This is a genomic window from Streptomyces sp. NBC_00442 (assembly GCF_036014195.1).
Classification (GTDB): Bacteria; Actinomycetota; Actinomycetes; order Streptomycetales; family Streptomycetaceae; genus Streptomyces.
Window position 1 is genome coordinate 1,272,038 of record NZ_CP107918.1, and the last position, 21,478, is coordinate 1,293,515.

Sequence of the window (21,478 nt, forward strand, 5' to 3'; positions counted from 1 at the left end):
CGTCGGAGCCGACCGCAGGAGGTTCGCGTGGAGACCAGCACGCTCGATGTGGCCCGGCTGGCCGCCATGGACTCCCGGGAGGCGACGCGGCTCCTGCAGCGCGTGCGCGCGGCCGCCCTCGCCGGCCGGCGCTCGACGGTCGTGCCGCGCAGGGAGATCGGCGAGTCCTGGCGACGGGCGCTGCGCAGCGGGCTCGACCCCGACGGCGACAGCCACCCGGGCCTGCTGCCGCCGGCCGAGGTCGAACGGCGCCGGCGCCACTCGCCGTTGACGCAGGTCCTGCCGGTCCTCAGGGACGCCTTGGTGTCGGTCGCCGACGCGGCGCAGCACATCATGGTCGTCTCGGACGCCGAGGGGAGGGTGTTGTGGCGCGAGGGCCACTCCTCGGTGCTGAGGCTGGCCGACACCCTGGGCTTCGAGGTGGGCGCCGACTGGAGCGAGCCGGCCGTCGGCACCAACGGGGTGGGCACGCCGCTCGTCACCGGGCGGCCGGTGCAGGTGTTCTCGGCCGAGCACTTCGTCGCCGCCCACCACACGTGGACCTGTGCGGGCTCGCCCGTCGTCGATCCGCGCGACGGGCGGCTGATCGGCGTGGTCGACATCAGCGGACCGCTCGCCACCATGCACCCGGCCACGCTGTCCTTCGTGACGTCGGTGACCCGGCTGGCCGCGGCCGAGCTGCGCGCCCAGCATCTGCTCGCCCTGGAACGCCTGCGCGCGGTCGCCGCGCCGGTGCTCTGCCGGGTCGGCGGGCGTGCGCTGGCCGTCGACGCCAACGGCTGGGTGGCCGCGGTGACCGGCATGCCGCCGAAGGACCGGCTCGCGCTGCCGGCGCCGTTGGCCACGGGCCGCGTGTGGCTTCCCTCGCTCGGCATGTGCACCGTCGAGCCGCTGCCGGGCGGCCGGCTCGTCCAGGCCGTCGACGGGGCCCGCGGCGCGCCGGCCGCGCGGACCCTGCGGGTGGTGCTCGACCTCAGCAGGCCGCGGCACTGCTCGGTGACGGTGTCGGGGGACGCGGGCAGCTGGGCCCAGGGGCTCAGCCCACGCCATGCCGAGCTCCTGTTCGTCCTCGCCCTGCACCGGGAGGGGCGCAGCGCCGCGCAGCTCGCGCAGGACATCTTCGAGGACCCGACGCGCACGGTGACGGTACGGGCCGAGATGTCGCGGCTGCGCCGCCGGCTCGCGGAGGTGCTCGCCCATCGCCCCTACCGTTTCGGCGAGGACGTGCGGGTGGAGGTGGTCCGGCCGGAGCGCGCCGCGGACCTGCTGCCCCGCTCCTCGTCGCCCGCCGTCAGACAGGCCCGGGAGCGGCAGTCCTGACCTGCGTTGTACGCCGCGGCGGCCGCATGATTGCCTGGCCCGCATGAGTACCACCGTGACCATCTGGTCCCTGGAGCAGACCTCCGCCGCCGATCTGCGCCCGGCCGCCGAGCCGACGGGCGACATCACGATCGTGCGCGCCGAGGTCCCCTCGCCCGAGTTCAGCCGCTTCCTCTATACGGCGGTCGGTGGCGACATCATGTGGACCGACCGGCTCGGCATGACGTACGCCGAGTGGGAGCGAGCCCTGGACCGGCCGGGCACGGAGACCTGGGTCGCCTACGAGCGGGGCACCCCCGCGGGCTACGTCGAGCTGGAGGCGCAGCCCGGCGGCACCGTCGAGATCGTCTACTTCGGTCTGATCCCGGCCTTCCGCGGGCGGCGCATCGGCGGCCACCTCCTGACGCACGGGGTCCGGCGGGCCTGGGACCTGGCCGGGCGCTGGCCCGGTCTGCCCGCCACCGAGCGGGTGTGGCTGCACACCTGCTCGCTCGACGGCGAGCACGCCATGGACAACTACCTGCGGCGCGGTTTCAAGCTCTTCGACACGAAGGAGGAGCAGGCGAAGGACGCCGCCGCGCCGGGTCCTTGGCCCGGCGCTTTCTGAACCGCCGACCGCGCGGACGCGGGCCCGACCAGTGATCCGAAACACACTGTCTCGTTCTTCGAGACACTAGTGTCCACATTTTGGATAGTGGTGGACTGGGTCCAAAGTCCCGTGACACGCTTCCGTCATGTCTGGAACTGGAATTGCCTTGGTGAGTCGGCGGCACGTCGACCTCGGCCGCATGTCCAGCGCCATCTGTCCGGCACGCTGACGCCTCCGGCAGCGCCGCGAACCCGTTTCTTCCTCACCTGCCTGCGCACCGCCGCGCCGAAGCGCGAGTGTGCAGGTCAGAGCCGCCCTCCTGCAGTCCCGAAGGACATATGCCATGGCCGCCAGCCCAGAAAACCCTGCCCCGACGACGCCCCGCCGCAAGCCGGGCCGCCACCGTGGTGAAGGCCAGTGGGCCGTCGGGCACTTCACCCCGCTCAACGGCAACGAGCAGGTGAAGAAGGACGACGACGGTCTCAATGTGCGGACACGCATTGAGACGATCTACTCCAAGCGCGGTTTCGACTCCATCGACCCCAGCGACCTGCGCGGCCGGATGCGCTGGTGGGGGCTCTACACCCAGCGCCGGCAGGGCATCGACGGTGGCAAGACGGCCATCCTGGAGCCGGAGGAGCTGGACGACGAGTTCTTCATGCTGCGCGTCCGCATCGACGGCGGCCGGCTGACCACCGAGCAGCTGCGGGTCATCGGCGAGATCTCGCAGGAGTTCGCGCGCGGCACCGCCGACCTCACCGACCGGCAGAACGTCCAGTACCACTGGATCCGCATCGAGGACGTCCCGGAGATCTGGAACCGTCTCGAAGCGGTCGGCCTCTCCACCACCGAGGCGTGCGGCGACACCCCGCGCACCATCCTCGGCTCGCCGGTCGCCGGGATCGCGGCGGACGAGATCATCGACGGCACCCCGGCCGTCGACGAGATCCACCGCCGCTTCATCGGCAACCCCGCCTTCTCCAACCTGCCCCGCAAGTTCAAGACGGCGATCTCCGGCTCGCCGCAGCTGGACGTCGCGCACGAGATCAACGACATCGCGTTCGTCGGCGTCGAACACCCCGAGCACGGCCCCGGCTTCGACCTGTGGGTCGGCGGCGGCCTCTCCACCAACCCCAAGCTCGGTGTGCGGCTCGGCGCGTGGGTGCCGCTCGACGACGTGCCGGACGTCTTCGAGGGCGTCATCTCGATCTTCCGCGACTACGGCTACCGGCGGCTGCGCACCCGCGCCCGTCTGAAGTTCCTCGTCGCCGACTGGGGCCCGGAGAAGTTCCGCCAGGTCCTCCAGGACGAGTACCTCAAGCGCGACCTGCTCGACGGGCCCGCCCCCGAGCTCCCCAAGGACGTCTGGCGCGACCACCTGGGGGTGCACCGCCAGAACGACGGCCGCTTCTACATCGGCTTCGCCCCGCGCGTCGGACGCGTGGACGGCGCGACCCTGAGCAAGATCGCCGAGCTCGCCGAGACACACGGCTCGGGCCGCCTGCGCACCACCACCGAACAGAAGCTGATCGTGCTCGACGTCGAGGAGGCCCGCGTCGACTCGCTCGTGGCCGGCCTGGAGGCCCTCGGGCTCAAGGTCAACGCCTCGCCGTTCCGGCGCGGCACGATGGCCTGCACCGGCATCGAGTTCTGCAAGCTCGCCATCGTCGAGACCAAGGCGCGCGGCGCGTCCCTCATCGACGAACTGGAGCGCCGCCTGCCGGAGTTCGACGAGCCGATCACCATCAACATCAACGGCTGCCCCAACTCCTGCGCCCGCATCCAGGTCGCCGACATCGGCCTCAAGGGCCAGCTGGTCCTGGACGGCGAGGGCAACCAGGTCGAGGGCTTCCAGGTGCACCTGGGCGGTGCGCTCGGCCTGGAGGCCGGCTTCGGCCGCAAGGTCCGCGGCCTGAAGGTCACATCGGCCGAACTGCCCGACTACGTCGAGCGCGTGCTGGGCCGCTTCCAGGCGGAGCGCGCCGAGGGCGAGCGGTTCGCGACCTGGGCCGCCCGTGCGAGCGAAGAGGCCCTGTCATGAGCGAGCGGGCGGCGCCCTTCTACTGCCCGTACTGCGGCGACGAGGACCTGCGCCCCAACGAGACCGGACACGGCGCGTGGGAATGCGCGGCGTGCAACCGGGCCTTCCAGCTGAAGTTCCTCGGGCTGCTCGCCCGCGGAGTGACGCGCAACGACACGGGAGGGGAAGCGATATGACGGCCACTCGGAGCGACACCCGGACCGCCGGAGAGCTCAGGGCACTCGCCGAACAGGCGGGCCGCGACCTCGAAGAGGCCTCCCCGCTGGAGATCCTGCGGTGGGCCGCCGACACCTTCGGCGAGCGCTTCTGCGTCACCTCCTCCATGGAGGACGCGGTCGTCGCCCACCTCGCCTCCCGCGCCAGGCCCGGTGTGGACGTGGTGTTCCTCGACACCGGCTACCACTTCCCCGAGACCATCGGCACCCGCGACGCCGTCGCCGAGGTGATGGACGTCAACGTCATCACGCTCACCCCGCGTCAGAGCGTCGCCGAGCAGGACGCCCAGTACGGCCCGAAGCTGCACGACCGCGACCCCGACCTGTGCTGCGCGCTGCGCAAGGTCAAGCCCCTTGAAGAGGGCCTGAGTTCGTACGCCGCGTGGGCCACCGGACTGCGCCGCGACGAGTCCCCGACCCGGGCCGACACCCCGGTCGTCGGCTGGGACGAGAAGCGGCAGAAGGTCAAGGTGTCGCCGATCGCCCGCTGGACGCAGGACGACGTGGACGCCTACGTCGCCGAGCACGGCGTGATCACCAACCTGCTCCTCATGGACGGCTACCCCTCGATCGGCTGCGCCCCCTGCACCCGCCGGGTCGCCGAGGGCGAGGACGCGCGCGCCGGACGCTGGGCCGGGCGCAACAAGACCGAATGCGGACTGCACGGATGACGGACCGTCAGAAGAACGATCAGGAGACTTCGATGAGCGTGACGGAGGCGGGAGCCACCATCTGGCTGACCGGTCTGCCGAGCGCCGGCAAGACGACCATCGCCCACGAACTCGCGGGCCGGCTGCGCGCGGACGGCCACCGGGTGGAGGTGCTCGACGGCGACGAGATCCGCGAGTTCCTCTCGGCGGGCCTCGGCTTCAGCCGCGAGGACCGGCACACCAATGTGCAGCGGATCGGCTTCGTCGCCGAACTGCTCGCCGCCAACGGCGTGAAGGCGCTGGTCCCGGTCATCGCCCCGTACGCCGACAGCCGCGAAGCCGTGCGGGGGCGCCACCGGAGCGAGGGCACCGCCTATCTGGAGGTGCACGTCGCGACGCCGGTGGAGGTCTGCTCCGTACGCGATGTGAAGGGTCTGTACGCCAAGCAGGCGGCGGGCGAGATCAGCGGTCTGACCGGTGTCGACGACCCGTACGAGGCGCCTGTCGTGCCGGATCTGCGCATCGAGTCGCACACCCAGACCGTGCAGGAGTCCGCGGCGGCGCTCTTCGCGCTGCTCAGTGAGAGGGGCCTGGCATGACGTCGGCAGTGACCGTGAACGAGGGCGTCGACAGCCCGTACGCGCTCAGCCACCTGGACGCCCTCGAATCCGAGGCGGTGCACATCTTCCGTGAGGTGGCGGGTGAGTTCGAGCGGCCGGTGATCCTTTTCTCCGGCGGCAAGGACTCCATCGTCATGCTGCACCTGGCGCTGAAGGCGTTCGCCCCGGCGGCCGTGCCCTTCACGCTGCTTCACGTCGACACCGGGCACAACTTCCCCGAGGTCCTCGCCTACCGCGACCGCGTGGTGGCCGAGCACGGCCTGCGCCTGCACGTCGCGTCGGTGCAGGAGTACATCGACGCCGGCAAGCTGCGCGAGCGGCCCGACGGTGTGCGCAATCCGCTCCAGACGGTGCCGCTGACGGAAGCCATCCAGCAGCACCGCTTCGACGCGGTGTTCGGCGGCGGCCGCCGCGACGAGGAGAAGGCCCGCGCCAAGGAGCGGGTGTTCTCGCTGCGCGACGAGTTCTCGCAGTGGGACCCGCGCCGCCAGCGCCCCGAGCTGTGGCAGCTCTACAACGGCCGGCACGCCCCCGGCGAGCACGTGCGCGTGTTCCCGCTGTCCAACTGGACCGAGCTGGACGTGTGGCAGTACATCGCCCGCGAGGACATCGACCTGCCGCAGATCTACTTCGCCCACGAGCGCGAGGTGTTCAAGCGGTCCGGGATGTGGCTGACCGCCGGCGAGTGGGGCGGGCCCAAGGACCAGGAGACGGTCGAGACCCGCCTGGTGCGCTACCGCACCGTCGGCGACATGTCCTGCACCGGCGCCGTCGACTCCGACGCGACGACGCTGGACGCCGTCATCACCGAGATCGCCGCATCGAGGCTGACCGAGCGGGGCGCCACCCGTGCCGACGACAAGATGTCCGAGGCCGCGATGGAAGACCGCAAGCGCGAGGGGTACTTCTAAAGTGAGCACTACCGCCGAGAACGCCAAGCAGCTGGCCGACCTGTCGGCCACCACCCTGCTGCGCTTCGCGACCGCCGGCTCCGTCGACGACGGCAAGTCCACCCTGGTGGGCCGGCTCCTGCACGACTCCAAGTCGGTCCTCACCGACCAGCTGGAGGCCGTGGAGGCCGCCTCCCTCAAGCGCGGCCAGGAGGCCCCCGACCTGGCGCTGCTCACCGACGGCCTGCGGGCCGAGCGCGAGCAGGGCATCACCATCGACGTGGCCTACCGCTACTTCGCGACCCCGCGGCGCCGGTTCATCCTGGCCGACACCCCCGGGCACGTGCAGTACACCCGCAACATGGTGACCGGCGCCTCCACCGCCGACCTGGCCGTGGTCCTGGTCGACGCCCGCAACGGCGTCATCGAGCAGACCCGCAGGCACGCCGCCGTCGCGGCCCTGCTGCGGGTGCCGCACGTGGTCCTCGCCGTCAACAAGATGGACCTGGTGGCGTACGAGGAGAAGGTCTTCGCGACGATCGCCGAGGAATTCACCGCGTACGCGAGCGAGTTGGGCGTTCCGGAGATCACGGCCATCCCGATCTCGGCCCTCGCCGGGGACAACGTGGTCGAGCCCAGCGCCCACATGGACTGGTACGGCGGCCCCACCGTCCTCGAACACCTGGAGACGGTGCCGGTCAGCCACGACCTGACCTCCTGCCACGCCCGGCTGCCGGTGCAGTACGTGATCCGGCCGCAGACCGCCGAGCTCCCCGACTACCGGGGCTACGCGGGCCAGATCGCGGCCGGTACGTTCCGGGTCGGCGAGCCGGTGACCGTCCTTCCGTCGGGCCGCACCAGCACGATCGCGGGGATCGACCTGCTCGGCGAGTCCGTCGACGTGGCCTGGACCCCGCAGTCGGTCACGCTCCTGCTGGCGGACGACATCGACATCTCGCGCGGCGATCTGATCGTGCCGAGCGGGGACGCGCCCCCCACCACCCAGGACGTCGAGGCGACGGTGTGCCACGTGGCCGACCAGCCCCTGACGGTGGGTCAGCGGGTACTGCTCAAGCACACCACCCGCACGGTCAAGGCGATCGTGAAGGGGATCGAGTCCCGGCTCACCCTGGACGACCTCTCCCAGCACCCGAACCCGGGCCAGCTCGTCGCCAACGACATCGGCCGCGTCACGGTGCGCACCGCCGAGCCGCTGGCGCTGGACTCCTACGCGGCGTCCCGGCGTACCGGATCCTTCCTTCTGATCGACCCCGCCGACGGCACCACGCTGGCCGCCGGCATGGCGGGCGAGTCGTTCGCCACCCACAAGGTCCTCACCACGGTCGAGGACGAAGAGGGCTGGGACTTCTGATGACCAACGACGTCTACTCGACCTTCGCGAAGGAGGGCGGCCGCGTCGGCAGCGGCGCCCTCGGCAGCGGCCAGGGCGGGGTGGCGCGATGTGCGCGATGACGTACGCGCACCGCTCGCGCGCCCGGCTGCACCACCAGCACGTCCCGCACCGCCGAAGACCTGCCGACTTCCCGGCCGCGTCCCGGAGTTGAGACTCCTGACGTAAGTACCGGGCCTCCGAGAGGACACCCTCCCGTGCCTGCCAGCTCCACCCTGCGGCGCAGCCTCGTCGCCGCCGCCACCCTGCCGCTGCTTTTCGGCGCCCTCGCCGCCTGCGGCTACGGCTCGTCCGCCGACAAGGACGACACGGCGAAGGCCACGCCCGCCGCCAACGGCAAGAAGCTCTCCGCCGACTCCGTGAAGATCGGCTACTTCCCGAACCTGACCCACGCCACGCCGCTGATCGGTGTCCAGGAGGGGCTCTTCCAGAAGGAGCTGGGCGGCACGGCCGTCAAGACGGCCACCTTCAACGCCGGCCCCTCCGAGATCGAGGCCCTCAACGCGGGCTCGATCGACATCGGCTGGATCGGCCCCTCCCCGGCCATCAACGGCTTCACCAAGTCCAAGGGCCAGAGCCTGCGCATCATCGGCGGCTCCGCGTCCGGCGGCGTGAAGCTGGTGGTCAACCCCAGCAAGGTCAAGTCCCTCGACGACCTCAAGGGCAAGAACATAGCGACGCCGCAGCTCGGCAACACGCAGGACGTGGCGTTCTTGAACTGGATCGCCGAAAAGGGCTGGAAGGTCGACGCGCAGAGCGGCAAGGGCGACGTCAACGTGGTCCGCACCGACAACAAGATCACCCCGGACGCCTTCAAGTCCGGTTCGGTCGACGGCGCGTGGGTGCCCGAGCCGACCGCGTCCAAGCTGGTGTCCGAGGGCGGCAAGGTGCTGCTCGACGAGTCCGACCTGTGGCCGGACAAGCAGTTCGTGATCACCAACATCATCGTGTCGCAGAAGTTCCTCAAGGAGCACCCCGACGTCGTCGAGGCGGTCCTGCGCGGCTCGGTGAAGACCAACGAGTGGATCGGGTCCCACCCCGACCAGGCGAAGGCCTCGGCGAACGCCGCGCTCAAGAAGCTCTCCGGCAAGGCCCTTCCGGCGGACATCATCGACCCGGCGTGGACGTCCATCAAGACGCTCGACGACCCGCTGGCGGCGACCCTCCAGGCGCAGGCCGACCATGCGGTGAAGGCCGGGCTCCTGAAGCAGCCCGACCTCAAGGGCATCTACGACCTGGCGCCGCTCAACAAGGTCCTGAAGTCCCTGGGCAAGCCCGAGGTCGCCGACGCCGGTCTCGGCGTCAAGTAGTCCCCCACCCAGCCGGTTCCACAGGTTTCCCAGGAGGTGACGACCATGGCCACCGCACTCGTCAAGGCCACGGACCGTACGACGGCGACGCACGAGTACGCCGCGCGCATCGGGCACGTCTCGAAGTCCTTCGGCGGTCCCACGGGGCCGCAGCTCGTCCTCGACGACATCACCCTCGATGTCGCGCCCGGCGAGTTCGTCACCCTCCTGGGTGCCTCAGGCTGCGGCAAGTCGACGCTGCTCAACCTGGTCGCGGGCCTGGACGCCCCGACCGCGGGCACGATCGAGACGCCCGGCGGACGGCCCGCCCTGATGTTCCAGGAGCACGCCCTGTTCCCGTGGCTGACCGCGGGCAAGAACATCGAGCTCGCCCTCAGGCTGCGCGGGGTGCCCAAGAACGACCGGCGCGAGCGGGCCGAGGAGCTCCTCGCCCTGGTCCGCCTCCAGGGCGCGTACGGCAAGCGGGTGCACGAGCTGTCCGGCGGGATGCGCCAGCGCGTCGCGATGGCCCGCGCGATCGCCCAGGACTCCCAACTCCTTTTGATGGACGAACCGTTCGCGGCGCTCGACGCGATCACCCGGGACGTCCTGCACGACGAACTGACCCGCATCTGGCGGGAGACGAACCTGTCGGTGCTCTTCGTGACGCACAACGTGCGCGAGGCGGTCCGGCTCGCGCAGCGCGTGGTGCTGCTCTCCTCGCGGCCCGGCCGGGTCGCCCACGAGTGGACGGTGGACATCGAGCAGCCGCGCCGCATCGAGGACGCCGAAGTGGCGGAACTCTCCGTCGAGATCACCGAACAACTGCGTGGGGAGATCCGCCGCCATGGCCAGCACTGAGACCACCGCCGTGAAGGACGCCACGGACTCCCCCGGACTCGGCAGCCTGGAAGCCGGGCTCGACGCGCTCGAGACCGTCCAGGCCCACCGCACCCCGGTGCGCGAGGTCCTCGTCAAGAAGGTCCTGCCGCCGCTGACCGCGGTCGCCCTTGTCCTGGTGGTGTGGCAGGTCCTGGTCTCGGCGAAGGTCACCGACGAGTACAAGCTGCCCGCGCCGTCCGCGGTGTGGTCGAGCCTGACCGACATGTGGCTCCAGGGCACCCTGCTCGACGTGGTGTGGACCAGCGTCTCGCGCGGCCTGCTCGGCTTCCTGCTCGCCCTGGCCATCGGCACCCCGCTCGGCCTGCTCGTCGCCCGGGTCAGGTTCGTACGGGCGGCCATCGGGCCGATCCTGTCCGGTCTCCAGTCGCTGCCGTCGGTGGCCTGGGTGCCGCCGGCCGTGCTGTGGCTGGGTCTGAACGACTCGATGATGTACGCGGTGATCCTGCTCGGCGCGGTCCCCTCGATCGCCAACGGCCTCGTCTCCGGCGTCGACCAGGTGCCCCCGCTGTACCTTCGGGCGGGCCGCACCCTCGGCGCGACCGGGGTGCGCGGGGCCTGGCACATCCTGATGCCGGCCGCGCTGCCGGGCTATCTCGCGGGCCTCAAGCAGGGCTGGGCGTTCTCCTGGCGCTCCCTGATGGCCGCCGAGATCATCGCGTCCTCGCCCGATCTGGGCCTGGGGCTCGGTCAGTTGCTGGAGAACGGCCGCAACAACTCCGACATGCCCGGCATCTTCCTGGCGATCTTCCTGATCCTGATCGTGGGCATCGCCATCGACCTGCTGATCTTCAGCCCGCTGGAGCGCAGGGTGCTGCGCGGCCGCGGCCTGCTCGTGAAGGGCTGAGGCGCCCGTGCACCGCCCGGTCCTCCTCGTCATCGCCCACGGCAGCCGCGATCCCCGGCACGCCGCGACCGTCGACGCCCTGGTGCGCCGGGCGCGGGCGCTGCGGCCGGGGCTGCGCGTGGAGACCGGTTTCCTGGACTTCAACGCGCCGTCCGTCCCGCGGGTCCTCGACCGGCTCGCCCTCGAAGGCGTACGGGACGTCGTGGCCCTGCCGCTGCTCCTGACCCGCGCCTTCCACGCCAAGTCCGACATCCCGGCGGTCCTCGACCGGGCGCCCGCGCGCCTGGACATCAGGCTCGCCGATGTCCTCGGCCCTTCTCCGCTGCTGCTCGCCACGGTGGAGCGGCGGCTGTACGAGGCGGGGCTCGCCCCCGCCGACAAACGCTCGACCGGGGTCGTCCTGGCCTCGGCGGGCTCCACCGACCCGGAGGCGATCGCAGTGATCGCTGAAATTGCGCGGGAGCTGCGGCACACCGGTTGGTGCGCCGTGCGGCCTGCGTTCGCCTCCGCGGCTCTGCCCCGTACGGAAGACGCCGTACGGGAGTTGCGGGCCACGCCGGGGGTGCGCCGCGTGGCCGTCGCGCCCTACGTCATCGCGCCCGGCTTCCTGCCCGACCGGATCGCCAGGGGCGCGGCACAGGCCGACGTCCTCGCCGGCGTCCTGGGCTCCGCGCCGGAGGTGGCACGCCTCCTGCTCGACCGGTACGACGAGGCGCGGACGCGCGGGAGCGTCGCCGCGCTCAGCGCCTGACAGCGCGCGGGCCGGTGGCGGCCCGCGGCCCTCAGTCGAAGCTCAGGGACCCGGTCCTCGCCCTCTTCAGCTCGAAGAAGCCGGCGTGCGCCGCGAGGGTGCGCACGCTGTCGAAGAGCCGTGCGGCTTCCTCGCCGCGCGGGATCGAGCCGAGGACCGGGCCGAAGTGGACCGCGCCGTCCAGGTGCATGGTCGGGGTGCCGACATAGCCGTCCTGCGCCGGGTCCTTGCCCGCGTCGTGGCTGCGCAGCACGGCCTCGTCGTACGCCGGGTCGTGGGCGGCCCCGGCGAGGGCGGCGGGCAGGCCCAGTTCCGCGAGCGACTGGGCGATCACCTCGTCGAAGTCCTGATTGCCGCCGCCGTGGATCCGGGTGCCGAACGCGGTGTAGAGATCGCGGAGCACCTCGTCTCCGTGTCCCTCGGCGGCCGCGACGGCGACCCGGACCGGGCCGATCGAGCGGTCCACCAAGTCCCGGTACCAGTCGGGCAGTTCGTTGCCGATGTTGTGGAAGTACAGGCTCATCGGCCGGAAGCGGAGGTCGATGTCGCGATGCCGCTCGACCTCCAGCATCCAGCGGGAGGTGATCCAGGCGAAGGGGCAGGCGGGGTCGAAGTAGAAGTCGACGGTGGCGCGGTCGACGGTGGTGCGTGGCGCGGGGTCGGTCGTGGGATGGGGTGTCCGGTCTGTTCTCGGGTCCGTCATGGGTCGAGCCTAGCGGGGCAGTGGCCCTTGCTCCTGGGCCAATACGATTCCGATGCGCTGGGCCATTTCGGCCGGCCCGCGTCCCGTCCGCCATGCGGGCCGGCCGGCGGGGGGCGAGGTGTCGAGGGGTCGATGGGTGGATGCCGGACCCCGGGCAGTGGTGCCGGAGCCCGCCGGATACGGTCCGGGGATGATCTCCCAGACCTTCACCTTCGGCCAGGGACACACCGTGCGGCGCCTCGGCTTCGGCACCGCGCAGCTCACCGGTCCCGGCTACTGGGGCCCGCGGGGCGAGCGCGCGGAGGCCCTGACCGTGCTGCGGCGGGCCGTGGAGCGGGGCGTCACCCTGATCGACACCGCCGACAACTACGGCCCGGGGCTCGCCGAGGAACTCGTCGCTCAGGCACTGCACCCCTACCCCGCCGGCGTCGTCGTCGCGACCAAGGGCGGTGTCGTACGGACCGGCGACAGCGCCTGGCACATCGCGGGGCGGCCCGAGCAGCTGCGGGCGATGTGTGAGGCGAGCCTGCGCCGGCTGCGCGTGGAGATCATCGATCTGTACCAGCTGCACCGGCTCGACCCCGCCGTGCCGATGGCCGAACAGCTCGGCGCCCTGGACGAGTTGAGGCGGGCGGGCAAGATCCGGCACATCGGCCTCGACAGCGTGAGCGCCGGCCAACTGGAGCAGGCTCTGCGGCTGACCGCCATCGCCTCCGTGCAGAACCGCTTCAACCTCCTGGACCGGGAGTCGGAGCCGGTCCTCGCCCTGTGCGAGGCGCGCGGTCTGGCGTTCCTGCCGTGGTTCCCGCTGGCGAACGGCGCCCTCACCGCGGGCGGGGCGGCCGTCCTCGACCGGATCGCGGGCGATCACGGTGCGACCAGGGGCCAGATCGCCCTCGCCTGGCTGCTGCACCGCTCCCCCGCGCTGTGCCCGACGCCCGGCACCGGTTCCCCCACGCACCTGGAGGAGAACCTCGACGCGGGTCGTGTACGGCTTTCGGAGGGGGAGTTGGCGGAGCTGAACGATCTCGTGCCGTCCTGAGCGGGGCGGTCGCGGCCGTCATCCCCGGGCGGCCTCCGTCATCTCCGCCAGTGCCTTGACGGTGTTCCAGTTGCGGGAGGTCGCCGATACGCCCTTGAGCAGGCCGGGCCGGGACAGGACCGGGGCGAGCTTCGAGACGCCCAGGCCCCCGGGCGCGTACAGGTAGAGGACCTGGTCGCCGAGGCGGAACTCCTCGGGGAGGAAGGCCGCCGCGTCGATGCCGGCGAAGCGGTCGGCGGTGACGGGCGGGCCCGCGAAGAAGGTGGCGTGCAGCTGCTTGCCCGCGAGCCGCTCGGCGGGGAAGGGGCAGGCGTCGAGGACGGCGCGCAGATAGGGGCCGCCGCGCACCATGCACGCGACGGAGAAGCCGAAGTGCTTCTCGATGGCGGCCTCCAGTTCCGCGGCGAGTGCGTCCTGGTCGCGGGAGGCACTGCTGAAGACGGCGTTGCCGCTGTTGAGATACGTCTTCACGTCGCCGTGTCCCAGGTCGCCGAGGAGCTTCCGCAGCTCGGCCATGGGAACTTTCTTGGCCCCGCCCACATTGATGCCGCGCAGCAGAGCGGCGTACGTCGTCGTCATGGGCCACACCCTAGGACGGCCCCCGCGCCCCGTGGGGGACGGGCGCGGAGGCCGTCGTTCAGCGCTGCCGGATGCCGACTACTCGACGACCTTCAGCAGCTTGTTCGGGGTGCCCTGGCTCGCGTTGGAGATCTTGTCCGCCGTCGCGCCCCGGGTGAGGGCGTCGGCGACCTGGGCGGGGGTGGCGTCCTGGTGGCCGGCCAGGTAGACGGCGGCGGCGCCGACGACGTGCGGGGTGGCCATGGACGTGCCGGAGATGGTGTTGGTGGCCGTGTCGCCGGTGTTCCAGTCGGATGTGATGTCCGAGCCGGGGGCGTAAAGGTCCACCACCGAACCGAAGTTGGAGAAGCTCGACTGCTCGTCGTCCTTGGTGGACGAGGCGACGGTGATGGCTTCCTTCACCCGGGACGGCGAGCCGTTGCCCGCGTCGGCCGACTCGTTGCCGGCCGCCACGCCGAAGGTGACGCCGGAGGCGATCGCCTTCTGGACGGCTGCGTCGAGCGCCGGGTCGGCGGTGCCGCCGAGGCTCATATTGGCGACGGAGGGGCCCTTGTGGTTCTTGGTGACCCAGTCGATGCCGGCGACGACCTGATCGGTGCTGCCGGACCCGTTGTTGTCGAGCACCCGAACGGCGACTATCTTCGCCTTCTTGGCCACGCCGTGCGCTGTGCCCGCGATGGTGCCCGCGACGTGCGTGCCGTGGCCGTTGCCGTCGTCGGCCTTGTCGTTGTTGTCGACGGCGTTGAAGCCGTAGGAGGCCCGCCCGCCGAAGTCCTTGTGGGTGATGCGGACTCCGGTGTCGATCACATAGGCGGTGACGCCGTCCCCGGCCGCGGCCGGGTAGGTGTAGGCGCCGTCGCCCGCGGTGCCCGTCTGGTCGATCCGGTCGAGACCCCAGGACGGCGGATTGTTCTGGGTCTCGTCGATGTGGAACTTCTTGTTCTGCACGACCTTGCCGACGGCGGGGTCGGCGGCGAGCCGCTTGGCCTCGGTCTGTGAAAGCCCCGCGGCGGAGAAGCCGTTGAGCGAGGAGGAGTAGTCGCGCTTGAGTTCGCCGCCGTATTCCTCGGCGAGTTTGCGCTTGGAGTCCGCCGATGCGGATGCGTCGAGCAGGACGATATAGCTTCCGTCGACGGCGTCCTGGGCGTTCAGGCCGTAAACGGTGCCTTCGGCGGGAGAGGCCCCGGCGAACGGAGAGTTGAGGGCGGTCGCTCCGGCCGCGGCCAGCACGGCGGTTGTCGCCACCGCGAGTTTGATCTTGCTCGCACGCTTGTGGGATGCCATGAAGAGGGGTCTCCTCGTCACTGAATGTGGGGGGTTGACCTACCGGAGGCAAACCCTCCGGGGCTGGTTCGAAACCCTTGCCGATTGACGCGCGCAGATCAAGGTCTTCATGAAGCTGTGATTTAGGCAACAAGATTTCGTAATGCGATACCGACCACGAAGGGGGCAACTCGGGCTTTATGGAGGGCCGCTGGACATCCGGCGCGCACCGTCGAATTCCCCGGCTCCCGACTTCTCCCGGATCACGGGAATTTCCGCCCCGGCGCCCGGCTCAGCGCCGATAGCGGGCGAGAACCCGGTTTCCGTCCTGGACCAGGCGTTTCTTCAGCTCGGCCGCGTCGATCGCTCCGCTGTAGTACTCCTGAAGGGCGGGGGTGGCGACCTTGTCCTTCCATTCCGGGTATCCCCGGACGGACTGCGCGGGAGCGGACCGCAGATGGGGTGCGAGCGCCGCGCCGGTCGCCCAGCCGTTCTCGACGGTGTGCAGCGCCGGGTCCTTGAGCGCCTCGGTTCCCGTCGGCAGCATCCAGTCCCCCTCTGCCAGGCGCACCATGTGGGCCGGGCTCAGCAGGAAGTCGATGAACGCGACGGCTTCCTTCGGGTGCGGGCTGTCCTTGGCGACCGACAGGGTCTGGGGGCTCACTCCCTGGTCGAGCCCGGCGCTGCCCGCGGGGGCGGGGAGCACCGTCCAGTCGAAGCCGGGCGGTGCCTGCTGGACGATCTGCTGACGGTAGGAGAAGCCGAGCGGCACCAGGGCGTACTTGCCGCCGAAGAAGCCGGGCAGGGTGTCCGAACCACCCATGCCGAGCGTGCTGCGTGCGGCGCTCCTGTCGGTGTTGACCTGGTCCTTGATGGTGTCGGGGACGACCGCGTCGCCGGCCGTGAACGTCACCTTGGCCTTGCCGGCCGCGTCGCGCGTGAAGAGCCGGCCGCCGGTCGAGAGGCTCAGGTTGAGGGTGGCCGAGACGGGCTCCTTGAGCGGCCAGGCCACGCCGTACCGTCCCTCGCCGCTCAGCTTCTTGGCCGCCTGCCCGAACTCGGCCCAGCTCCAAGGCCGTTGAGGTGTCGGAATGCGCACCCCGGACGCCTTGAGCAGCTTGGTGTTGGCGATGAGGACGCGGGGTTCCTGGAGGAACGGCACCCCGTAGACACCCGTGCCGAAGGTGCCCGACTCCCAGCTCCGGGCCGCGATGCCGTCCTTGAGCCGCCGAGGCAGCAGACCGCTCAGGTCCGCGAGGTAGCCGCCGTAGGCGAAGTCGGCCAGGTCGTCGGAGGCGTCGTGGATGATGTCGGGCGCCTCGCCGCCCTCGAAGGACGTCAGCAGCTGGTCGTGGACGGTGTCCCAGCTGCCCTGCACATAGTCGACCTGGACGGCCGGATGCGCCGCGTTCCACTCGTTGACGAGGCTCTTGGTCGCCGCGACCGACTCCTTCTGCCAGGCCAGGGACTGGAAGCGGAGCCTGATCACTCCCCCGCCGTCCGATCTGCCTCCCCCGCACCCCGTGAGCAGCGGTGCCAGCAGCGCGAGGGTGGCCATCACCATCAACAGGCGCCTGTGCGGGCCCGGTTCGCCCCCGCGCATCAGCTCTTCACCGCCCCGGTCAGCATGCCGCCGGTGATCCGCCTCTGGATGACCGCGAAGATCACCAGGGAGGGCAGGGTGGCGAGGAAGGCCGCGGCAGCCAGCGGGCCGAGGTCGGCCGCCCCCTCCGCGCCGAGGAAGTGGGTCAGGACGACGGGCAGGGTCTGCCTCTCCGGGGTCTTCAGCAGGACGAGCGCGAAGAAGAACTCGTTCCACGCCGTGATGAACGCGAACAGGGCGGTGGCCACGATGCCGGGGGCGAGCAGCGGCGCGGTGACCGAGACGAGGGTGCGCAGCCGCCCCGCCCCGTCGACGGCGGCCGCCTCCTCCAGCTCCGCGGGCACGGCGCGTACGTAGCCGCTCAGCATCCACAGCGCGAACGGCAGCGACCAGACCACGTACACCATGACCAGGCCTGCCACCGAGTTGATCGCGTGCAGGTTCTTGAGGACGAGGAAGAGCGGAATGATCAGCAGGACGAAGGGGAACGCCTGGCTGACCACGACCCAGCCGGTGGCGGCGGCCGCGAGCCGGCCCCGGTGGCGGGCCATGACGTACGCCATCGGCGTGGCGATGACCACCGCGATGAACGAGGCCGACACCGCGGCGACCAGGCTGTTCAGGCCTGCGTGGAGCAGGGGCTGTTCGTCGAAGGCCTGGCGGAAATTGGCGAGCGTGGGGTGCCGGGGGATCCAGGTGGGGTGGAGCGAGCCCAGTTCGCGGGCCGGCTTGAAGGCGGTGGAGATCAGCCACAGGAAGGGAAAGGCGAGGAAGACCAGGTAGGCGAGGAGGGCGAGGTACTGTCCGGCCCGTCCCGCCCTTCGCGTCCGCGCGCTCATCGGCCGTCTCCCTCCTTGAGCCGCCCGACGAGGAAGAAGGCGAGGCAGGCCGCGACGACCGCGACCATGACGCAGCCCATGGCCGCCGCGTACCCGAACTGGCCGTAGCGGAAGGCCTCTTCGTAGGCGAAGAGCATGGGGAGCCGGGTTCGGCCGCCGGGGCCCCCGTTGGTCAGGACGTAGACCAGGGCGAAGGAATTGAAGTTCCAGATGAAATTGAGCGCCGTGATCGCGAGGGCCACCGGTTTCAGGGCGGGCCAGGTCACCGTGCGAAAGCGCCGCCACGCACCGGCCCCGTCGATCGCGGCGGCCTCGTGCAGCTCCCGCGGGGTGTTCTGCAGCCCGGCGAGGAGGGCGACCGTGGTCTGCGGCATTCCGGCCCAGATGCCGACGACGATCACCGCGGGCAGCGCGGTGGTGAGGCCGGTGAGCCAGTCCCGTCCGTCGCCGAGGCCCAGGTCGCGGAGGGTCTCGTTGAGGAGACCCGCGTCCGGGTGGTAGACCAGGCGCCAGATGATGCCGACCACGACCTCGGGCATCGCCCAGGGGATGATCGCGAGCGCCCGTGCCAGCCAGCGCAGCCGGAGTTTCTGGTTGAGGAGCAGGGCGAGGCCGAGGGACAGGAGGAACTGCGGCACGGTGACACCGACCGCCCACAGCAGCCCGATCCTGAACGACTCCCAGAACAGGCCGTCATGGGCCAGATCGCGGAAGTTGAGCAACCCGGTCCACCGGGTGGCGGCGGTGCGGCCCGACTGCGCGTCGGTGAACGCGAGCGCGATCCCGTAGAGGAGGGGGCCCACGCTGAGCACCAGAATCGGCAGGAGGGCCGGGAGCACGAGGAACCAGGCGCCGCCGGGCCCGTGCGTCGGCTCTCTGGTGGCCGACCGTGTCCGCATGGTCGTTGATGACACGATTCGCCCCCTTTTGTCCCACGCCGACCAGCCCCCGTCATCGTGCTGACGGTCCGTCCATTCGTCAAGACGATCTGCGTGAATGCGAGACTTGACCGGCATCTCAACGATCACCGGGAGACGACCATGGACGAGGCACGGGCACGCGAGCTCCTGACCGCGGCGGCGCTGCACGACCCCGGCGCCCTGCCCGGAGCCGCCCACGCCGACCTGCTGGCGCTCGGCGAGAACGCGGTCTTCGCCCTGCCCGGCACCGGGCCGGCCGGCGCGGGCGGTTTCGTCGTCAAGGTCGGCCGTGACGCCTCGCGCCACCCGGAGCTGATGGAGCGCGCCGAGCGCGAAGTGGCCATCGCCACCTGGCTCGCCGAGGCCGGGGTACCCGCGGTACGGGCCGCCGAGCCGAAGCCGCGGCTGGCCGAGGGCCACCCCCTGACGGTGTGGCACCGGCTGCCCGCCGCCGAACGCCCCGCCACCGCGGCCGACCTGGCCGCCCTGCTGCGTCGCGTCCACGCCCTGCCGGCCCCGGGCTTCGCGCTGCCCCGCCGCGAACTGCTCGGCGGTGTCGAGCGCTGGCTTACCCTGGCCGGCGCGGCGGTCGACCCGGACGACGCGGCGTATCTGCGCGCCCGCAGGGACGGCTTCGCGGCCGCGGCCGCGGCGCTCACCCCGCGCCTCCCGCTCGGGCCCATCCACGGCGACGCACTGCCGCGCAATGTGCACATCGGGCCCGAAGGGCCGGTCCTGGTCGACCTGGAGACGTTCTCCTTCGACCTGCGCGAGCACGACCTGGTCGTGATGGCCCTGTCCCGCGACCGCTACGGGCTGCCCGCCGAGCAGTACGACGCGTTCGTCGCCGCGTACGGCTGGGACGTGCGCGAGTGGGAGGGCTGTGCGGTGCTGCGCGGCGCCCGCGAGACGGCCAGCTGCGCCTGGGTGGCACAGCACGCCCCCACCAACCCGAAGGCGCTCGACGAGTTCCGCCGCCGGGTCGCCTCGCTGCGCGACGGCGACCCCCAGGTGCGCTGGTACCCCTTCTGACCTTCCCGGCCGGGGCGGTTCAGCCCTGGGCGGGCGTCAGCTCGCGCAGCGGCCAGGCGCCGTCGATCACTGCGTCGGCGGTGCCCTTCGTGCGCAGGAACTGCTGGAAGTCGGCCGCCCACTGCGCGTACCAGTGGATTTGACGCTCGTGCAGCTCGGCCGGCGCGAGACGCGCCACCTGCGGGTGGCGCTCGGCTATCGCCACGGCCACCAGGGCCGCGGCCAGCGCGTCGGCGCCCGCGTCGTGGGCCGCTTCGAGGATCACTCCGTACTCGACGCACACCGCTTCGAGGGTGCGCTTGCCCTTGCGGTAGCGGTCCACGGAGCGGTCGATCGTATAGGGGTCGACGACGGGGCCTATGGGCGCGCCGCCCAGCCGGTCGGTGAGCGAGGGCAGTTGGTGGCGGCGCAGCTCGGCGGCGAGCAGCGTCAGGTCGAAGGGCTTATCCACGCACGACCGTGTCTCACGATCTCCCTCGTCGTTGATCGACCAGGGGGTGCGATCAGATGGAGATCTTCTTCACCGACCCGGGAGCGCTGGAAGCGGCCGGGGTGACCGATACACAGAGGGCACTGGAGAGACACGGGTTGCATGCCGGTGCGCCGTTCATCCTCAGCGATGACGGCAGCTACGACGTCCAACTCAACCGCTTCTTGTGGTCCCTGCCGACTCTCGGCGTGAGGTCGGCAAACTCCTGGCGGGCCTACGCTCTCGATCTGCTGACCTGGGGGCGGTTCCTCCAGGAACATCGCGGCAAAACCTTGTGGCACGCCGACCGTGACGACGTCACGGCCTTCCACCGGGCGCGGCGTGTCTCTCCCGACCCGACACAGGTTGTCTCGGCCTCGACCTGGAACCGGGGCGTCGCGGCCTTGGACAAGTTCTACACATGGGCGGTGGACGAGGCCCTGATCGAGCGGACGCCGTTCAAGTACTACGAGAGCTCGCGGCGCACTGGCCCCGGGCAGCAGGTGCGAGTCCGCAACAACCATGCGGCTGAGAAGGCCGCCAAGCGCGGAAACGTGAAGTTCCTCTCCGTCGCCCGTTACGCGGCCTTCCGCGATGTCGGATTGCGCGGTCAGCTGCTGACCAGGGCCACCGATTCGTCCTTCCGTGGCCGTAACGCGGAGCGGAACGTCGTCATGGCGGAGTTGCTGGTCACCACCGGCCTTCGTATCGAGGAGGCCGCGTCGCTCTGCTGGCCGGAACTCCCCGCTATGGACGACCAGAGCGGTATGAAAAGTGTGCCGTTCGACCTGTCTCCGCCGACCGCCAAACGGGACAAGGGACGCAGGATCCTGCTGCCGAACCGAGTCCTCCGTGCGGTGGTCGACTACGTGGAGATCGAGCGTTCCCTGATGCTCGACCGCTGGCACGCCCGAGGCTGCCCGCTGCCGGCCGGTGCGGTGCTCGGAAGTCAAGCCGACCGGCGGGGTGTGCGGATGCCCTCGAAGGACGGCCGGCTCCGAAAAGTTCCCTGGTCACATGTGCCGCCGGCGGTCCGCTCCCGGCTCTACCTCGTTGACGAGCAGGGCCAGCCCGTCGGGCCGGCGTGCGTATGGCTGGGCCAGGAAGCTCGGCCTGTGACCCTGTCGGCCTGGGAGTCCGTATTCGTGCGGGCCTCGGAGAGATGCCGTACGTACGAGATCGACGTCGCCGCCACGCCCCATGTGCTCAGGCACACCTTCGCCGTGCATCTACTGTCTGCCCTGATCCATGAACAGATCGGCTCGGTTGCGAGGCATGAGGTGGCCGACGGCGTGTACCGCCGGATCATCGGTGACCCGCTCGATCACTTGCGCCGCCTGCTGGGGCACTCCTCGATCACCACGACGTACATCTACCTCGACTGCACCGACCAGGCTCAGGCATTGATCGATGGTGCGGTGGACGCTTGGACGTCCGAGGTCGCGGACACGGCAACTCAGGTGTCGCAGACACAGGGAGCGAGCGCGTGGTAACCCGGGGACGAC

At 70.9% G+C, this 21,478-nt stretch carries 22 protein-coding genes and 1 pseudogene; 16 read left to right on the forward strand and 7 right to left on the reverse strand.

Annotation, left to right across the window (positions count from 1 at the left end; all coding sequences use genetic code 11):
* Positions 1-27 precede the first annotated feature (27 nt).
* From OG432_RS05740 to OG432_RS05800, 13 genes are all read left to right on the forward strand, one after another.
* On the forward strand, positions 28-1,320 hold the full coding sequence (locus tag OG432_RS05740) for a helix-turn-helix domain-containing protein (protein WP_328308383.1): 1,293 nt from the start codon (positions 28-30) through the stop codon (positions 1,318-1,320).
* A gap of 43 nt (positions 1,321-1,363) precedes the next feature.
* Complete coding sequence (locus OG432_RS05745) at positions 1,364-1,927, forward strand: GNAT family N-acetyltransferase (protein WP_328308385.1); 564 nt, start codon at positions 1,364-1,366, stop codon at positions 1,925-1,927.
* A 127-nt stretch (positions 1,928-2,054) separates the two neighbouring features.
* Entirely contained in the window at positions 2,055-2,138 is an 84-nt protein-coding gene (locus OG432_RS05750) for a putative leader peptide (protein WP_310591794.1), read from the forward strand.
* 114 nt (positions 2,139-2,252) lie between these two features.
* Positions 2,253-3,950, forward strand: coding sequence for a nitrite/sulfite reductase (locus OG432_RS05755; protein ID WP_328308387.1), 1,698 nt, complete (start codon positions 2,253-2,255; stop codon positions 3,948-3,950).
* Positions 3,947-4,126, forward strand: coding sequence for a hypothetical protein (locus OG432_RS05760; RefSeq protein WP_328308389.1), 180 nt, complete (start codon positions 3,947-3,949; stop codon positions 4,124-4,126). The genes OG432_RS05755 and OG432_RS05760 overlap by 4 nt, the downstream gene beginning before the upstream one ends.
* Positions 4,123-4,836, forward strand: coding sequence for a phosphoadenylyl-sulfate reductase (locus OG432_RS05765; RefSeq protein WP_328308391.1), 714 nt, complete (start codon positions 4,123-4,125; stop codon positions 4,834-4,836). Before OG432_RS05760 ends, OG432_RS05765 begins: the two co-directional genes overlap by 4 nt.
* 32 nt (positions 4,837-4,868) lie before the next feature.
* Positions 4,869-5,414, forward strand: coding sequence for an adenylyl-sulfate kinase (gene cysC, locus OG432_RS05770; RefSeq protein ID WP_328308393.1), 546 nt, complete (start codon positions 4,869-4,871; stop codon positions 5,412-5,414).
* Positions 5,411-6,346, forward strand: a complete 936-nt coding sequence (gene cysD / locus OG432_RS05775) for a sulfate adenylyltransferase subunit CysD (RefSeq protein WP_328308395.1) — start codon at positions 5,411-5,413, stop codon at positions 6,344-6,346. Before cysC ends, cysD begins: the two co-directional genes overlap by 4 nt.
* A 1-nt stretch (position 6,347) precedes the next feature.
* Complete coding sequence (locus OG432_RS05780; protein ID WP_328308397.1) at positions 6,348-7,697, forward strand: sulfate adenylyltransferase subunit 1; 1,350 nt, start codon at positions 6,348-6,350, stop codon at positions 7,695-7,697.
* A gap of 236 nt (positions 7,698-7,933) precedes the next feature.
* Positions 7,934-9,046, forward strand: a complete 1,113-nt coding sequence (locus OG432_RS05785; RefSeq protein ID WP_328308399.1) for an aliphatic sulfonate ABC transporter substrate-binding protein — start codon at positions 7,934-7,936, stop codon at positions 9,044-9,046.
* A gap of 45 nt (positions 9,047-9,091) precedes the next feature.
* Positions 9,092-9,886 carry an ABC transporter ATP-binding protein gene (locus OG432_RS05790; protein WP_328308401.1) on the forward strand — a complete coding sequence of 265 codons (795 nt, stop codon included), beginning with the start codon at positions 9,092-9,094 and terminating at the stop codon, positions 9,884-9,886.
* Entirely contained in the window at positions 9,873-10,772 is a 900-nt protein-coding gene (locus OG432_RS05795) for an ABC transporter permease (protein ID WP_328308402.1), read from the forward strand. The genes OG432_RS05790 and OG432_RS05795 overlap by 14 nt, the downstream gene beginning before the upstream one ends.
* Before the next feature lie 7 nt (positions 10,773-10,779).
* On the forward strand, positions 10,780-11,523 hold the full coding sequence (locus OG432_RS05800; RefSeq protein ID WP_328308404.1) for a sirohydrochlorin chelatase: 744 nt from the start codon (positions 10,780-10,782) through the stop codon (positions 11,521-11,523).
* A gap of 31 nt (positions 11,524-11,554) precedes the next feature.
* On the opposite strand, the gene OG432_RS05805 is transcribed toward OG432_RS05800, so the two are convergent.
* Positions 11,555-12,226 carry a mycothiol-dependent nitroreductase Rv2466c family protein gene (locus OG432_RS05805; RefSeq protein WP_328308406.1) on the reverse strand — a complete coding sequence of 224 codons (672 nt, stop codon included), beginning with the start codon at positions 12,224-12,226 and terminating at the stop codon, positions 11,555-11,557.
* 190 nt (positions 12,227-12,416) lie between these two features.
* Here OG432_RS05805 and OG432_RS05810 point away from each other — a divergent pair, with 190 nt between their 5' ends.
* Entirely contained in the window at positions 12,417-13,268 is an 852-nt protein-coding gene (locus OG432_RS05810) for an aldo/keto reductase (RefSeq protein ID WP_328308408.1), read from the forward strand.
* A gap of 18 nt (positions 13,269-13,286) precedes the next feature.
* Here the strand turns inward: OG432_RS05810 and OG432_RS05815 are convergent, their stop codons facing one another.
* The 5 genes from OG432_RS05815 to OG432_RS05835 form a co-directional block, all read right to left on the reverse strand.
* Positions 13,287-13,847, reverse strand: a complete 561-nt coding sequence (locus tag OG432_RS05815; protein ID WP_328308410.1) for a DUF1697 domain-containing protein — start codon at positions 13,845-13,847, stop codon at positions 13,287-13,289.
* Between the two features lie 78 nt (positions 13,848-13,925).
* Positions 13,926-15,131 carry a S8 family peptidase gene (locus tag OG432_RS05820; RefSeq protein ID WP_328308412.1) on the reverse strand — a complete coding sequence of 402 codons (1,206 nt, stop codon included), beginning with the start codon at positions 15,129-15,131 and terminating at the stop codon, positions 13,926-13,928.
* Between the two features lie 271 nt (positions 15,132-15,402).
* Entirely contained in the window at positions 15,403-16,674 is a 1,272-nt protein-coding gene (locus tag OG432_RS05825) for an ABC transporter substrate-binding protein (protein ID WP_328308414.1), read from the reverse strand.
* 38 nt (positions 16,675-16,712) lie between these two features.
* Positions 16,713-17,552 (reverse strand): carbohydrate ABC transporter permease, encoded by an 840-nt coding sequence (locus OG432_RS05830; protein WP_328308416.1) that lies wholly within the window; start codon positions 17,550-17,552, stop codon positions 16,713-16,715.
* Positions 17,549-18,451, reverse strand: coding sequence for a carbohydrate ABC transporter permease (locus OG432_RS05835; protein ID WP_328315014.1), 903 nt, complete (start codon positions 18,449-18,451; stop codon positions 17,549-17,551). The genes OG432_RS05830 and OG432_RS05835 overlap by 4 nt, the downstream gene beginning before the upstream one ends.
* Before the next feature lie 141 nt (positions 18,452-18,592).
* On the opposite strand from OG432_RS05835, the gene OG432_RS05840 reads away from it, so the two are divergent.
* Positions 18,593-19,504 carry an aminoglycoside phosphotransferase family protein gene (locus OG432_RS05840; RefSeq protein ID WP_328308417.1) on the forward strand — a complete coding sequence of 304 codons (912 nt, stop codon included), beginning with the start codon at positions 18,593-18,595 and terminating at the stop codon, positions 19,502-19,504.
* 19 nt (positions 19,505-19,523) lie between these two features.
* Here OG432_RS05840 and OG432_RS05845 read toward each other — a convergent pair.
* Positions 19,524-19,943: pseudogene (locus tag OG432_RS05845) on the reverse strand (3'-5' exonuclease); the annotation flags it as partial.
* Between the two features lie 68 nt (positions 19,944-20,011).
* Between OG432_RS05845 and OG432_RS05850 the strand changes: the two are divergent.
* Complete coding sequence (locus tag OG432_RS05850) at positions 20,012-21,466, forward strand: tyrosine-type recombinase/integrase (RefSeq protein WP_328308419.1); 1,455 nt, start codon at positions 20,012-20,014, stop codon at positions 21,464-21,466.
* The last annotated feature ends 12 nt before the right edge of the window (positions 21,467-21,478 follow it).

Bases quoted from the DNA above. Each gene is read 5' to 3' on its own strand.
- OG432_RS05815 (WP_328308410.1), bottom strand. From the start codon at position 13,847: ATGACGACGACGTACGCCGCTCTGCTGCGCGGCATCAATGTGGGCGGG.
- OG432_RS05805 (WP_328308406.1), bottom strand. From the start codon at position 12,226: ATGACGGACCCGAGAACAGACCGGACACCCCATCCCACGACCGACCCC.
- OG432_RS05810 (WP_328308408.1), top strand. From the start codon at position 12,417: ATGATCTCCCAGACCTTCACCTTCGGCCAGGGACACACCGTGCGGCGC.
- OG432_RS05820 (WP_328308412.1), bottom strand. From the start codon at position 15,131: ATGGCATCCCACAAGCGTGCGAGCAAGATCAAACTCGCGGTGGCGACA.
- OG432_RS05750 (WP_310591794.1), top strand. From the start codon at position 2,055: ATGTCTGGAACTGGAATTGCCTTGGTGAGTCGGCGGCACGTCGACCTC.
- OG432_RS05795 (WP_328308402.1), top strand. From the start codon at position 9,873: ATGGCCAGCACTGAGACCACCGCCGTGAAGGACGCCACGGACTCCCCC.
- OG432_RS05790 (WP_328308401.1), top strand. From the start codon at position 9,092: ATGGCCACCGCACTCGTCAAGGCCACGGACCGTACGACGGCGACGCAC.
- OG432_RS05760 (WP_328308389.1), top strand. From the start codon at position 3,947: ATGAGCGAGCGGGCGGCGCCCTTCTACTGCCCGTACTGCGGCGACGAG.
- OG432_RS05755 (WP_328308387.1), top strand. From the start codon at position 2,253: ATGGCCGCCAGCCCAGAAAACCCTGCCCCGACGACGCCCCGCCGCAAG.
- OG432_RS05830 (WP_328308416.1), bottom strand. From the start codon at position 17,552: ATGAGCGCGCGGACGCGAAGGGCGGGACGGGCCGGACAGTACCTCGCC.
- OG432_RS05765 (WP_328308391.1), top strand. From the start codon at position 4,123: ATGACGGCCACTCGGAGCGACACCCGGACCGCCGGAGAGCTCAGGGCA.
- OG432_RS05825 (WP_328308414.1), bottom strand. From the start codon at position 16,674: ATGGTGATGGCCACCCTCGCGCTGCTGGCACCGCTGCTCACGGGGTGC.
- cysC (WP_328308393.1), top strand. From the start codon at position 4,869: ATGAGCGTGACGGAGGCGGGAGCCACCATCTGGCTGACCGGTCTGCCG.
- OG432_RS05840 (WP_328308417.1), top strand. From the start codon at position 18,593: ATGGACGAGGCACGGGCACGCGAGCTCCTGACCGCGGCGGCGCTGCAC.
- OG432_RS05850 (WP_328308419.1), top strand. From the start codon at position 20,012: ATGGAGATCTTCTTCACCGACCCGGGAGCGCTGGAAGCGGCCGGGGTG.
- OG432_RS05835 (WP_328315014.1), bottom strand. From the start codon at position 18,451: ATGCGGACACGGTCGGCCACCAGAGAGCCGACGCACGGGCCCGGCGGC.
- cysD (WP_328308395.1), top strand. From the start codon at position 5,411: ATGACGTCGGCAGTGACCGTGAACGAGGGCGTCGACAGCCCGTACGCG.
- OG432_RS05745 (WP_328308385.1), top strand. From the start codon at position 1,364: ATGAGTACCACCGTGACCATCTGGTCCCTGGAGCAGACCTCCGCCGCC.